Source organism: Ideonella sp. (assembly GCF_036277275.1).
GTDB lineage: Bacteria > Pseudomonadota > Gammaproteobacteria > Burkholderiales > Burkholderiaceae_C > Ideonella.
The window spans coordinates 24529-37701 of record NZ_DASUNH010000083.1 but is presented as its reverse complement, the minus strand read 5'-3'; the positions used below and the strand labels follow the sequence as shown (position 1 = coordinate 37701).

18 protein-coding genes are annotated in these 13173 nt (G+C 67.2%); 14 read left to right on the top strand and 4 right to left on the bottom strand.

Annotated elements, in window-relative coordinates; all coding sequences use genetic code 11:
- Positions 1-59 precede the first annotated feature (59 nt).
- The 3 genes from VFY73_RS14500 to VFY73_RS14490 form a co-directional block, all read right to left on the bottom strand.
- Entirely contained in the window at positions 60-857 is a 798-nt protein-coding gene (locus VFY73_RS14500; protein WP_329719908.1) for a beta/gamma crystallin-related protein, read from the bottom strand.
- 245 nt (positions 858-1102) lie between these two features.
- Positions 1103-1618, bottom strand: a complete 516-nt coding sequence (locus VFY73_RS14495; protein ID WP_329719906.1) for a DUF1269 domain-containing protein — start codon at positions 1616-1618, stop codon at positions 1103-1105.
- A 75-nt stretch (positions 1619-1693) separates the two neighbouring features.
- On the bottom strand, positions 1694-2428 hold the full coding sequence (locus tag VFY73_RS14490; RefSeq protein WP_329719904.1) for an IclR family transcriptional regulator: 735 nt from the start codon (positions 2426-2428) through the stop codon (positions 1694-1696).
- A 65-nt stretch (positions 2429-2493) separates the two neighbouring features.
- On the opposite strand from VFY73_RS14490, the gene VFY73_RS14485 reads away from it, so the two are divergent.
- The 7 genes from VFY73_RS14485 to VFY73_RS14455 all read left to right on the top strand — a co-directional run bounded on the left by VFY73_RS14485 (position 2494) and on the right by VFY73_RS14455 (position 8061).
- Entirely contained in the window at positions 2494-3474 is a 981-nt protein-coding gene (locus VFY73_RS14485) for a hydroxymethylglutaryl-CoA lyase (protein ID WP_329719902.1), read from the top strand.
- Entirely contained in the window at positions 3475-4713 is a 1239-nt protein-coding gene (locus tag VFY73_RS14480; RefSeq protein ID WP_414654461.1) for a CaiB/BaiF CoA transferase family protein, read from the top strand.
- Positions 4714-4720: 7 nt separating this feature from the next.
- On the top strand, positions 4721-5008 hold the full coding sequence (locus VFY73_RS14475; protein WP_329719900.1) for a hypothetical protein: 288 nt from the start codon (positions 4721-4723) through the stop codon (positions 5006-5008).
- Between the two features lie 94 nt (positions 5009-5102).
- Positions 5103-5528, top strand: a complete 426-nt coding sequence (locus VFY73_RS14470) for a hypothetical protein (protein WP_329719898.1) — start codon at positions 5103-5105, stop codon at positions 5526-5528.
- Positions 5529-5656: 128 nt separating this feature from the next.
- Positions 5657-6130 carry a MarR family transcriptional regulator gene (locus VFY73_RS14465; protein WP_329719896.1) on the top strand — a complete coding sequence of 158 codons (474 nt, stop codon included), beginning with the start codon at positions 5657-5659 and terminating at the stop codon, positions 6128-6130.
- A 43-nt stretch (positions 6131-6173) separates the two neighbouring features.
- Positions 6174-6599, top strand: coding sequence for an organic hydroperoxide resistance protein (locus VFY73_RS14460; RefSeq protein ID WP_329719894.1), 426 nt, complete (start codon positions 6174-6176; stop codon positions 6597-6599).
- A gap of 103 nt (positions 6600-6702) precedes the next feature.
- Entirely contained in the window at positions 6703-8061 is a 1359-nt protein-coding gene (locus tag VFY73_RS14455; protein WP_329719892.1) for an esterase-like activity of phytase family protein, read from the top strand.
- 22 nt (positions 8062-8083) lie between these two features.
- Here the strand turns inward: VFY73_RS14455 and VFY73_RS14450 are convergent, their stop codons facing one another.
- Complete coding sequence (locus tag VFY73_RS14450) at positions 8084-9046, bottom strand: asparaginase (RefSeq protein WP_329719890.1); 963 nt, start codon at positions 9044-9046, stop codon at positions 8084-8086.
- Between the two features lie 103 nt (positions 9047-9149).
- On the opposite strand from VFY73_RS14450, the gene lexA reads away from it, so the two are divergent.
- From lexA to VFY73_RS14415, 7 genes are all read left to right on the top strand, one after another.
- Entirely contained in the window at positions 9150-9827 is a 678-nt protein-coding gene (gene lexA, locus VFY73_RS14445; protein ID WP_329719888.1) for a transcriptional repressor LexA, read from the top strand.
- An 11-nt stretch (positions 9828-9838) separates the two neighbouring features.
- Complete coding sequence (locus VFY73_RS14440) at positions 9839-10180, top strand: helix-hairpin-helix domain-containing protein (RefSeq protein WP_329719886.1); 342 nt, start codon at positions 9839-9841, stop codon at positions 10178-10180.
- Between the two features lie 376 nt (positions 10181-10556).
- Positions 10557-11153, top strand: coding sequence for a hypothetical protein (locus VFY73_RS14435; RefSeq protein ID WP_329719884.1), 597 nt, complete (start codon positions 10557-10559; stop codon positions 11151-11153).
- Positions 11150-11431 carry a hypothetical protein gene (locus VFY73_RS14430; protein ID WP_414654460.1) on the top strand — a complete coding sequence of 94 codons (282 nt, stop codon included), beginning with the start codon at positions 11150-11152 and terminating at the stop codon, positions 11429-11431. Before VFY73_RS14435 ends, VFY73_RS14430 begins: the two co-directional genes overlap by 4 nt.
- A gap of 136 nt (positions 11432-11567) precedes the next feature.
- Positions 11568-12110: a DUF1697 domain-containing protein gene (locus VFY73_RS14425; protein WP_329719882.1), complete on the top strand. Its 543-nt coding sequence runs from the start codon at positions 11568-11570 to the stop codon at positions 12108-12110.
- Positions 12111-12201: 91 nt separating this feature from the next.
- Entirely contained in the window at positions 12202-12663 is a 462-nt protein-coding gene (locus VFY73_RS14420) for a nuclear transport factor 2 family protein (RefSeq protein WP_329719880.1), read from the top strand.
- A 39-nt stretch (positions 12664-12702) separates the two neighbouring features.
- The gene (locus VFY73_RS14415) at positions 12703-13173 is read left to right on the top strand and encodes a nuclear transport factor 2 family protein (RefSeq protein ID WP_329719878.1); all 471 of its coding nucleotides are present in this window, start codon (positions 12703-12705) and stop codon (positions 13171-13173) included.

Here is a 13173-nt window from a genome sequence, read left to right as displayed (position 1 = left end):
GACGACGGGGCGGCTCGCGGGCCGCCCCGTCTTCATTCATCGTATCCCTGCTGCGGCGCTCAGTTCGCGCGCGGCTCGCCATACTGGTTGACCGTCACCGTGCGGCCCGGCGGGCGCTCCATCTGAACGTGGTGTTCGGCCCCTCGGAAGGTGTAGATCACGTCCCAGTAGTCGGGCCGCTCGTCGCCTCGCACATTGGCGCAGCGTTGCACGCGGGTGGTGTTCGGGCGGCCATCATCGACATTCGCGCCGATGGCAGCCCCGGCGACTGCACCGCCTACCGTGGCCGCGTCACGCCCGCTGCCTGCGCCGATCTGGTGGCCGAGGATGCCGCCGATCACCGCGCCGACCACGGCGCCGCCGACGTTCGGCCCATCGGGCACGCGCTCGCGCTCGATCCAGCAGCGCTGTTCCGGCGGGCCGACCACGGCGCGCACTGCCACCACGTTCGCCTCGTACAGGCGCTCACTGCCGCGACGGCGGTAGTCGACCAGCAGAACCGGTGGGGGCGCGTAGCGATGATCGTCGACCCGCACGTTCCAGGCGATCGGCCGCACCGAGCTGACCTGGTTGTTCAAGCCCATCGCCGCCAGCGAGGGGTAGCTGCCCGGCCGCAGGATCACGCAGTGACCGCGGTAGCCGGCGTCTTCACAGACCTCGTAGCGCTGTCGATCGACGATGACCGACGATGCGCGGTCGTTCAAGCCGTAGCGGGCCAGGTTGCTGATCGGACTGTAGGTCGTGAAGGCGCGCCCGCCGAACGAATCACGCTGGTAGAACGTGACCTCGGCCGCCGCATGGCCGGCCAGGATGGCAGTAACCGTCAACGCCACCGCGGTCTTCAGGGAGTTCTTCATCGCCTTCTCCATTGATTTGATCAAAGGGCTGGTCAAAGCCTTGCCTGATCCCTCCAAGGGTCTGGGCAAGTGCTTTGCACAGCATGGCGACGGGCGAACGCGGCGAATGCCGGACGCATTCGCCGTGCGATGTAGCCGCAGTCCTACACGTCAGCGGCAGGTGTGAAGCCCTGCGTGGCGATTTCTGCGCAGGGTCCGGCGAGACCCCAAAACGAAGGCGCCCGCCGAAGCGGGCACCGGTGTCTTCAGGGGAAGGCCGGCATGGTGAGATCGATGCCCTTGCGTTCTGCCTCGGGGTGACGTCTTTCCAGCAAGGCCTGGATTTCCTCGACACGCGAGTGCGGAACATCGACCATCAACAGGATCTTGCCGGCTTCGAGCTCTTCTTCGAAGGGCTTGAGCGCCACGCTGGGCGTGGACACGCCGATCAGCGTGGAGGCCCAGGCACCGAGCATCAGGCCGACGACCGTGCAAATGATCAGCGTGCCGACATCGAAGTTGTAGCCATTGCCGAAGTCGGTCATCTTCAGGATCACGCCGAGGACGGCGCCACCGACCACGCCCAAGCCTGCACCCAGGAAGAAGGCGTGTCGCACATCGGTCTTCTGCAGGAAACTGGCTTCGTGCAACTCGCCGAGCGACACGTCTCGTCGGCCCAGGAAGTGCATGTGCCGGTCCTCGATACGAGCCAGCAACAGATCGTTGGCGGTCTGGCGTGCACTGGCCACGTCAGGCAACACCACATACAGGCGTCTACGCATACGGCCTCCTCACCCGCCCGAAGACACAAGGATGTGGGCGCGGTGCTGCAGGTTTACGCCTGATGCGAAAACCTGTCAATCCACAGGGGTGACGGCGCCTAAACGTTGTGAGAGCCGCCGAGCCGCCTGTCGCACGGCCTGTGAATGGCCAGGTTTGGCGCGCGCGTCAGGCAGCGTCAACGTCAACGCGCCCAGCAATTCGCCCGAGGCCCCCCACACCGGAGCCGAGATGCCGGTGAGGCCAGGCACCCTGTCGCCGCTGGTGGCAAAGACGCCGTCGCGGCGAATCTGTTCGTAGACCTTGCCGCGCGCACCACCGCCCGGGCCAAAGGCCAGCAGCACCCGGCCGCCGGCACCGCGCTCCAGCGGCAGCACGTCACCGGCGCGAATATGGTCGCGCAGCAGCTGCGGTGAATCAACCCGATACAGACACAGCCGCTGCTCCCCCTGGCGGACGTGGAAGGCCGCGCTTTCCTGTGTCGCCTCGACCAGCGCCTGCAGCGCCGGCAACACCTGCGCTTCGAGTGAGAACGACGCGGCATGGATCGACTGCAGGCGCGCAACCTCGGTGCCCAATGCGTAGCGGCCGTCCGGCGCGCGCTGAAGCAGCCGGGCATGCTCCAGCGAGGCCAGCAACCGCAGCGCGGTGCTCTTGTAAAGCCGCGTACGCTGGGCCAGCTCGGCCAGCGACAGCGCCGAATCGCCGGCCCGAAACGCCGTCAACAGGCTCAGCGCCCGGTCGACCGAAGCGGCACCGCCGGGCGCGGCGTCTTCATCGGCAACAGCGGGTTGGGCGGCCTTGCGCGGCATCGTGGGCTCGGCTTATCATTTCATTCAGCAGAATCACGTTCTATCTTATAGAACACATTTCATCCATGTCAACCGCGCCTCCTTCCGTGCTCATCAGCGAGGTCGCCCCTCGCGATGGTCTGCAAAGCGTGGCTCGCACCATGCCCACCGCCGCCAAGCTGGCCTGGATCGACGCGCTGCATGGCGCCGGCTTGCGCGAGATCGAGGTCGGCTCGTTCGTGCCGGCCAGGCGGCTGCCGCAAATGGCCGACGTGGCCGAGGTCGTCCGCCATGCCTCGCGCCTGCCGGAGCTGACGGTGATGGCGCTGGTGCCCAACCTGCGCGGCGCCGAGGCCGCACTCGCCGCCGGCGTGCACAAGCTGACGGTGCCGGTATCGGCCAGCGCGGCGCACTCGCTGGCCAACGTGCGCAAGACGCCCGAGCAGATGGTCGACGAGGTGCGCGCCATCGTCGCGTTGTGCAAAGAGCGCTCGCCTGGCGTGATGGTCGAAGCCGGCATCTCGACCGCCTTCGGCTGCACGCTCCAAGGCCCGGTGCCCGAAGACGATGTGTTGCGGCTGGCCGAGGCGCTGCTGCGCGCGGGTGTCGACGAAGCCGGCCTGTCCGACACCACCGGCATGGCCAATCCGGCACAGGTGCGGCGGCTGTTCCTGCGCCTGCGTGCGGCCATCGGCGAGCATGCAGGCGCCGCCCACCTGCACAACACGCGCGGCCTGGGGCTGGCCAACTGCCTGGCGGCATATGACGTGGGCGTACGCACCTTCGACGCATCGCAAGGCGGCATCGGGGGCTGCCCGTATGCGCCGGGGGCCTCGGGCAATGTCGTGACCGAGGACCTGGTGCTCATGTTCGAGGCGATGGGGGTGGACACTGGCGTCGATCTGGAACGCCTGACCGCCGCCCGCGCCGCGCTGGTCCAAGGCCTGCCGGGCGAGGCGCTCTACGGCATGACGCCGGAGGCCGGCCTGCCCAAAGGCTTCACCTATGCTGACGGGCGCCTCCCCGCCCGCGAGGCCTTGCTGCCCACCACCGAGAGACTCGCCTGAATGAGCATCCCCGACGAAAAGACCCTGCCACTCGCCGGCACGCGCGTCGTCGAGTTCACCCACATGGTGATGGGCCCGACCTGCGGCCTGATCCTGGCCGACTTGGGCGCCGAGGTGGTCAAGATCGAGCCGCTGTCGGGCGACAACACGCGCCGGCTGCTCGGCTCGGGCGCGGGCTTCTTCGGCATGTTCAACCGCAACAAGCAGAGCCTGGCAGTCGACGTGAAGGACGCGCGCGGTCGCGAGATCGTGCTGAAGCTGGCTGCCGGCGCCGACGTGTTCAGCGAGAACTTCAAGGGCGGCACGATGGACAAGCTGGGCTTCGGCTACGCCGCGCTGTCTGCCTTGAACCCACGGCTCGTCTACGTCTCGCACAAGGGCTTCCTGCCCGGCCCATACGACCATCGCACGGCGCTGGACGAGGTGGTGCAGATGATGGGTGGCCTGGCCTACATGACCGGGCCCGAAGGCAGGCCCTTGCGCGCGGGCAGCAGCGTCAACGACATCATGGGTGGCATGTTCGGCGCGATCGGCGTGCTGGCAGCGCTGCAGCAGCGTGAGCGGACGGGCCGTGGCCAGCAGGTGCAGAGCGCACTGTTCGAGAACAACGTTTTCCTCGTCGCGCAGCACATGCTGCAGTACGCCGTGACCGGCCAGCCCGCCGCACCGATGCCCAGCCGCATCTCGGCCTGGGGCGTGTACGACGTGTTCACGGTCAAGGACGACGAACAGATCTTCCTGGCCGCCGTCAGCGACACCCAGTGGGCGCTGATGTGCCGAGAGTTCGGCTTCGATGACCTGCTGGCCGACGAGCGGCTGGCGAGCAACAACGACCGCGTGCGCGCCCGCGAGTGGCTGTTGCCGGTGCTGCGCGAGCGCTTCGTCGATTTCGACGCCCCCGAGCTGGGCGCGCGCTTCGAGCGCGTCGGCCTGCCGTACGCGCCGATCACCAAGCCGCAAGACCTGTTCGACGACCCGCACCTGCTGTCCACCGGCGGGCTGGCGCCGGTGACGATCCCGGCCGATGGCAGCGGTGCCGGCCGTGCGATCGACACCCGCACCGCACTGCTGCCGCTGACACTCGACGGCGAACGCCTGCCGCTTCGCCAGCCGCCGCCGGCACTGGGCGAGCACAGCCGCGCGCTACTGCACGGCCTGGGTTATCTCGATGGCGAGATCGCTGCGTTGCAGGCGGCGAATGTGGTGCGCCTGCCTTCGCCCGAATCGGGCGTGGCATGATCGGCCCATGGACAGCTTTGGCATCGAGGCGCACGGCAAGCATCCGGCCAACTCGCATCGCAAGCCTGCGCGCTACCTGCTGCTGATCGACTCCGGGGGCAGCACCGTCGCGCAGCTCTTCACCGAGGCACGCGAACTCGCGGCCGAATTCGACGCCGGCTCGGAAGAGGTCGCCGTGATGACCCAGCGCCTGAAGCCCGGCGGGGGTGCCGACGCGCCCGAGTGGGACCATGCCCTGGAAGGCCACAGCAAGGCTGAACGCGCGGCCGCGGTCGTCTACACCCTCGACATCTGACCTCCACGCTTTGCGTAGCCCTCCCCCATCGTGGGGAGCGGCCAGCCGCGGCGCCGGCGCTATGCTGCCCGGCACCAGAGGGGGAGGATGGATCATGACAAGCGCACGCCACGGCATTTGCCTTTTGCTCGCCCTGCTGCCGGCCTTCTTGCCGACCTCGGCCAGCGCCCAGAAGCTCTACCGCTGCGGCAACACCTTCAGCCAGACGCCTTGCGGCGCGGACGCTGCCGCCGTTCGCGTACCCGGCGCGGCGGCGCCCACCTCGGCCAGCGGCTCACCGGGCCAAGTCTGCGCACAACAGGTGATCGCGTCGCTGAGCGTGGGCGGTGGCACTGCCCGCATCGACAGCGTGGCATCGGCAGGCACCGAGGTGATCCAGTACGCCAAGCAACCGATCGCTGCACACCTGTACGCCGTCACGCTGACACGCCTCGACGCGAAGGGCCGCGAGCAGGGGCAGGTCAGCGTGCAGTGCTACCTGAGTGAAGACGACCAGCGCGTGCTGAAGGTCTTGCGGTAGCCGCCGCTGCATGGCCGCCACCGCGCGGGCGCCGGACCGCCAGCCCAGCAAGGCCCAGCACAGCCAACGTGCACCGTCAAAAACCATTTGAATTGTGTGCAATTAAATTGCCCGCTATAGTTTCAACCATGACGAACAGCAGCAAGCCCCGCAAGACCAACACAGGCCCATCCTGGCTGGCGCTGGACATGCAGCTGTGCTTCGCGTTGTATTCGGCGTCGCTCGCGATGACCAAGCTCTACAAGCCACTGCTGGCGCCACTGGGCCTGACCTACCCGCAGTACCTGGTGATGCTGGTGCTGTGGGAGGAAGACGGCCAACCCGTCAGCGCCATCGGCGAGCGGCTGACGCTGGACTCGGGCACGCTGACGCCGCTGCTCAAGCGCCTGGAGGCCGCCGGCCTGGTGCAGCGCCTGCGCGATGCGGCCGACGAGCGTCGCGTGCTGATCCAGTTGACCCCCGAAGGCCGCGCGCTGAAGACCCGCGCCCAGGCCATCCCGCAACACGTGCTGTGCGCCACCGATTGCCAGCTCGATGAGGTTTCCGCTCTCACGCAGCGTTTGAAGTCGCTGCGCGACAACATCGCCCAGGCCGCGGCCTGAGCACCTGATCCCCCACCCTGATCCCACACCAAAGGAAGACATCATGGCTCTCGACAAGGTTCTGTACACCGCCCACGCCACCTCCACCGGCGGCCGCGCCGGCACCTCCAAGTCCGACGACGGCCGGCTTGAGCTCAACCTGAGCACGCCGAAAGAACTGGGCGGCGACGGCGGTCGCGGCACCAACCCCGAGCAGCTGTTTGCGGCCGGTTACTCGGCCTGCTTCATCGGCGCGATGAAGGCCGTTGCCGCGGGCCAGAAGATCGCCCTGCCGGCCGACGTGTCGATCACCGCCGACGTGGGCATCGGCCCCATCACCGGCGGCTTCGGCATCCAGGTGGCGATGGCCATCACCGTGCCGGGCATGGAGCGTGGCGCTGCCGAGGCGCTGGTCGCCGCCGCGCACAAGGTCTGCCCGTACTCGAACGCCACCCGCGGCAACATCGACGTCACGCTGACGGTGGTCTAAGGGCCAACCGAACGCTGTCACCGGCCCGTCATGCACGGGTCATGACGGCGTCACCGGCCCACACGAAGCTCCTCGGGTTGTATCGACCCGAGGAGCTTTTTTCATGCTGCACAAGAACATCGTCATCAGCGCGCTGGCGCTCGCCTGCGCTGCCGCATTTGCGCCCGCCCACGCCGCCGTCACACTGATTGCCAAGGGCAGCCTGCCCGGTGATGGCAGCGACCTGTCTGGCCTGACCCATACGCTAGAAAACGGCGTGCCTGCGAACTTGCTGGGTGGCCTCGGATCCGGCCTGGCCTGGGCCGGCGGCAACACCTTCGTCGCCATCCCCGACCGCGGCCCGAACGCCACGACCTGGAACGACTTCATCGACAACACCACCAGCTGGGTGCCGCGCTTCGACACGCTGACGCTGGCCTTGTCGCCAGTGGCCGACGGCGCTCTGCCCTTCACGTTGACGCCGCAGCTGACCGGCACGACGCTGCTGCACTCGCGCACGGCGCTGGCCTACGGCCCGGCCGTGCCGCCGAACAACCACAAGGGCTTCCGGTACTTCAGCGGCCGATCGGACAACTTCGACGGCGACACCAGCTCGCTGAGCCCGATGGACGCACGCCTGGACCCCGAGGCGATCCGCGTGTCGCGCAACGGCAGGCACGTCTACGTGTCGGACGAGTACGGCCCCTACGTCTACGAGTTCAACCGCGAGACCGGCAAACGCACGCGTGTATTCACCTTGCCTGAGGCGACCTTCTCAGTCGCCACCAAGTCGGCATTGGGTGCCGACGAGATCGGCAGCAACACCCGCGGCCGGGTGGCCAACAAGGGCATGGAAGGCTTGGCCATTTCACCGGACGGCCGGACCCTGTTCGGCTTCATGCAAAGCCCCTTGACCCAGGACGGCGGCGACGGCGGCCGCGCAAACCGCATCGTCAAGATCGACATCGCCACCGGGGCGGTCAGCCAGTACGCCTACGACAACTTCATCCCGGCACTGAACAAGGCCTACAACTCGAGCGAGATCCTGGCGTTGAACAGCCACGAGTTCCTGGTGCTCGAGCGAGACGGCAAGGGCCTGGGCGATAACTCGGTCGCGGTGGTCAAGCAGGTCTGGAAGGTCGACCTGGCGGGCGCCGAGGACGTGAGTCATCTGGAAGGCGCGACCGCGCTGCTGGCCAAGGCGCCCGCGAAGACACTGTTCGCCGACCTGCGCGCGGTGATGAACGCCGCCGGCATCAGCGACGCGTTGATCCCCGCCAAGCTCGAAGGTATGGCCTTCGGCGAAGACGTGGTAATCGACGGCGTTGCCAAGCACACGCTGTACGTCGCCAACGACAACGACTTCCTGGCGATCGCGCCGGGCGGCCTGGCCAACCCGAACCAGTTCTACGTCTTCGCCTTCGACGACGCCGACCTGGGCGGCTCGGTGTACGAGCCGCAGAAGTTCAAGCAGCAGGACTGAGCCGCTGCGCCCGCCGCCCGGTTCAGGCCGGCGGGGCCCCCAACTGACCGAGCAGTTGCAGCAGCAGCTCGACACGGGCCTTGGCTGGCGACAGCTCGCCCGCCGATGGCAATGCACCGCCCGGCGCGCCGACCACCGCAGCACCGGCACAGCGCGTTGAACGCAGCACCGATACGCCAGCCGCTTGCGCGCGCTCGATGGCCTCGAGCAACGACGCGTGCACCGTGCCGTTGCTGGTGCCTTCGATCACCAGCCCGCGCGTGCCGGATGCCACCAGCGCATCGACCACCCGGCCGCTCGCGCCCGCATGGCTGACAACGACATCGACCGGCGGCCATGCGGCGGGAGCATGCGTCACGCGCCCCATGCCCAGCGCTTCACACACCGGCCACGGCCGCAGCAGGCGCAGTTGCCCCTCCTGGATCAGGGCGATCGGCCCCGCCTCGCCCGAGCTGAACGCATCGAGCGCAAACGGCAGCGCCTTGCGTACCTCGACAGGGCCATGCACGCGCCCGTTCAGTGTCGCCAGCACGCCGCTGGCCGAAGGGTGGCCCGCCACCGTCACCGCATCCAGCAGGTTTTGCGGCCCGTCCGACTGCAGCGACGTGGCCGGACGCATCGCCGCTGCGAACACCACCGGCTTGGCAGGCGACAGCACGCGGTGCAGGAAATAGGCAGTCTCTTCCAGCGTGTCGGTGCCATGGGTGATGACGATCCCGCCCACCTCGGGCCGGGCCAGATGGTGCTGCACCCGCATCGCCAGCACCTGCCAGATCTCGTGGCTCATGTCCTTGCTGTCGACCTGCGCGACCTGCTCGGCCTCGAGCGAACGGCTGGCCAACGCCGGCACGGCGGCCACGAGCTGCGGTACGCCGATCTGGCCCGCGGTGTAACCCACGTCATCGCCCGAGCCGGCGATCGTGCCACCGGTGCCGAGGATCACGATCACCGGCCCCGCCGGGCTCGTTTGCGATTTGTTTTGCATTTCTTGCATGTCTGGATAAAAATACAGATACTGGATGCAACCTCAGCCGTACGGTTCGCGCGCTAGTGCTTGCACTGACGGGCGCGGTACGGCACCCGCTGCCATGATCGAAAGCCCCAAGCTCACCGCCCGCCAGCAGCAGATTCTCGATCTGGTGCAAACCACGATCGAGCGCACTGGCGCTCCTCCCACCCGTGCCGAAATCGCTGCCGAGCTGGGCTTTCGCTCCCCCAACGCAGCTGAAGAGCACTTGCAGGCACTGGCGCGCAAGGGCGTGATCGAGCTGGTCGGGGGCACCTCGCGCGGCATCCGCTTGCAGTCCGGCACACTGCGAGCCCTGAACGAGGCCCGCGGCAAGCAATTCTCGCTGCCATTGCCGGGCCTGGCCCAACTGACGCTCCCGCTGGTCGGCCGCGTCGCCGCCGGCAACCCGATCCTCGCGCAAGAAAACATCGACCAGACCTACGTACTCGAAGCCAGCCTGTTCCCGCGCCGGCCCGACTACCTGCTGAAGGTCAAGGGCATGAGCATGCGCGACGCCGGCATCATGGACGGCGACTTGCTCGCGGTGCAAAAGACGGCCGAGGCGCGCAACGGCCAGATCGTCGTCGCCCGGCTCGACGACGAGGTGACCGTCAAGCGCCTGCACCGCACGCGACAGGCGATCGAGTTGCTGCCCGAGAACCCGGACTTCGAGCCGATCGTCATCGCCCCTGGCGAAGTGGAGTTCGCCATCGAGGGCATCGCCGTCGGCCTGGTTCGGCAGCACATGCTGTTCTGAGGGCAGCCACCATGGGCCCCACCTTGTCACCGGTTCGGCACATCAAGGCCCCGAAGGCCGCGTCGGCGGCCGAGTGCCAAACGCTGGAGCAATTGCCCAACGTCGGCCCGGCGATGGCCGGCGACTTGCGCCTGCTCGGCCTGCACCACCCGGCCGACCTGCGCGGCCGAGACGCCTTCACGTTGTACCGCGAGCTGGAGCGTGCCACCGGCCACCGCCAAGACCCTTGCGTGCTGGACACCTTCATGGCCATCGTCGATTTCATGAACGGCGCCGCCCCGAAGCCCTGGTGGGCCTACACCGCCGAGCGCAAGCAGTTGCACGGGCAGGTCCACGAACGGGCGCTCGGCTGACAGCCACAGGCCACGCCGACGGGATCAGCTGGTAGTTCCGCGGTCGCCAGCGTGGTCTGCCTGCCCCGCGCTGCCCGTCGTCTTCGGCAGGGTTGGATGCTTTGAGCGCGGCGGCAACGCCTTCGTCTGGCATTGCGACGCCGCCAGCCGCGTAGCCTTCTCGCGGCTTGATCCAGGATGAGTGGGCGCGGGCCGAGCGCATCGCGTTCACGTGAGACCCAGCTTCTGATGGATGACGGTATGCGCCCATCCGTCCAACGTTCATCCACCATCACGATGCTTGCGTGCGCGCATTGAAGCCCCCTATCGGGGGAGGCGGGTGAATGAACGCAGCCCTACATTGGTCGTCCCTCATTTGTCGACTCATCGTCAAGCCATGCTTTTCATCATTCAACGATTGGCGCTCGCGGGACTGTTGCTGTTTTGCCAATCCAGTCGAGCGGACCACGCCATTTCGATCAGCACGGCGCACAAGAGCGCACGTGAGCAGCAAGCCGCGGCGCAGCTCGACCGCTTGCTGCGCAGCCACGATGCGTCGCGATGGGCCTTCACACGAACCGTCGTGATCAATGAAGATGACATTCCGCACAGCCATCCCATCCTCACATTGCATGCGCGTCATCTGGACGATGACAACCTCTTGCTGTCGACCTATGTCCACGAGCAGCTCCACTGGTTCCTGTCCGCCCGTGAGAAGCAAATGAACGCCGCCGCGGCGGCGCTGCGGGCGATCTATCCCCGCGTTCCCGTGGGCTTCCCCGAAGGATCGGCGGACGAAGATGGCAACTACGAGCACCTGGTCGTCGCCTATCTGGAGCACCAGGCGATCCGGTCCCTCCTCGGTGAGTCGAAGGCACAGCAAGTCATCCAGTTCTGGACAACGGATCACTACACCTGGATCTACAAGACCGTGTTGCGTGAACCGGAAAAGGTGGCTGCCGTCATCAAGGCGCATGGATTGCTCCCGCCTTGAAGGAGCTGACGGCGTCGCCATCGGCGCCGGCCCATGAGAACGGGATCGACGTGAAGCGCTATCGGAACCTCAGCGGCGAATCCGGCGTCGTGGCCTACGAGAGCCACGCGCATTCCATCGTCGTGCAGTTCCAGGACGGGACGAAGTACGAGTACACCGAACGCAGCGCCGGCGCCGAAGCGGTGGAGCTGATGAAACAGCTGGCATCGCTCGGCCAGGGGCTGAGCACATTTATCTCACGCCACGTGAGAGACAACTACGAGCGGAAGTTCGACTGAACTTGGGGCGCATCGTCGCTGCGTGGCCACCGGCCGGCCGCCACGCATCTTCGTTCTGCCCTCGCCCCGTTGATCCCGCTGATGCCAGTGGCCAACGCGGCAGAATCGACGCGTCCCCCGCCTCGCCCTGATCTTCATGAAGCACGTCGCCTTCTTCCGCAACCTGAACCTCGGTCGGCCCAAGTGCCCCAGCAAGGCACAGTTCGAAGCCGCGTTCCTCGAAGCCGGCGCGCCCACGGCGTCGTCTTTCCTGACCAACGGCACGATCGTCTTCGAGGCGCCGTCGGCGGCGGCAGCCAAGAAGCTGCTGGTCACCGCGAGCGAGACGATGCACGGCGAGTGCGGGCTGGTCGAGCCCGCGTTCCTGCGCACCGTCAAGCAGCTGGCAGGCCTCGCGAAAGACGCCCCGTTCGACCATGTCGACGAAGGCAGCGTCTACGCCCGCTGCATCACCTTCCTGCATCCGAAGGCCCGGCTCGCTCCGGAAGACCTGCCGATCGCCACGCCGCGCGGCGATTGCCACATCTTCGCCAGCACCGGCGCCGAAGTGTTCAGCACGGTCCAGAAGAACGGCAACACCGTCGGCAACCCGAACGGCTTGCTGGAAAAGCTGCTGCAGCTGCCAGCCACTTCGCGCAACTGGAACACGGTCGTCCGCCTGCTCGACAAGCACGGCTGAGGCGGCCGGGGGGGCGCACACGCCCTTCGGTGCGCCACGAGCCCCACGCCGGCTCTATAGTCCGCAACTCTCCAGACCTCGGAGTGCTGCCATGACGCTCAGAGCCCTTACCGCATCCCCGCTGCGTCGCGCGCTCATCGCGCTGCCGTTCGTCGTCACGCTCGCGCTGCCGGCCGCGCTGCGCGCCGCCACCACCGAAGAGGTGCTGCGTGCCGTCGAAGACCAACGGCGCGAGGCGATCCGCATCCGGGACTTCGGCACCCTGGGCCGTATCTACGCGCCCGAGTTCGTCGCCGTGGACGGCAACGGCCGCGTGATCGACCGGACACAGCTGTTCCAGATGTTCGCCAAGGGCAGCTCGGCCCAGAAGTTCAGCACCGACGAAATCAAAGTGCTCGACCTCGGCGAGACCGCCATCTTCATCGGCCGGCTGGTGGCCCGAGCGCCGACCGGCGACATCACCTTCACCTCGCGTTTCAGCCACGTGTTCGTCAAGCGCGAGGGAGTCTGGTGGTGTGTCTCGGGCCAATCGACGCCGATTGTCGAACCCTGAAGTTCCACTGACACCTTCAACCCATTCGTTCTTCATTCCATGACGATCTCGCTTCGCCGCCCGGCCCTGCTGGCTTCGATCTGCGGCGCTTTCACGCTCGCGCTGGCCCAGCCGGCCCTCGCCGCCGCGCCGAACGCCGCCGACCTCGCCCAACTGACCCGCCAGGCCAACGACTGGGACGCCGCGATCGTGCGCAAGGACCGCGCGGCAATCGAGACGAACATGGCCGAGGACTTCCGCCAGATCGACGGCGACGCCGACATCGAAAACAAGGCCTCATTTGTCGAGAGCCTGATGTCGCCGAAACTGAAGATCGATCCTTACACGGTCGAAGACTTCGAAGTGCGCCAGTACGGCGACACCGCGCTGATCAGCGGCCGCACCAAGATGACCGGCAGCTGGGATGGCAAGCCCTTCAGCACCCACTACCGCTACATCGACATCTACGCCAAGCAAGGCGGCGCGTGGAAGATCGTCAGCGTGCAGATCACGCGCCTGGCCAAGCCCTGA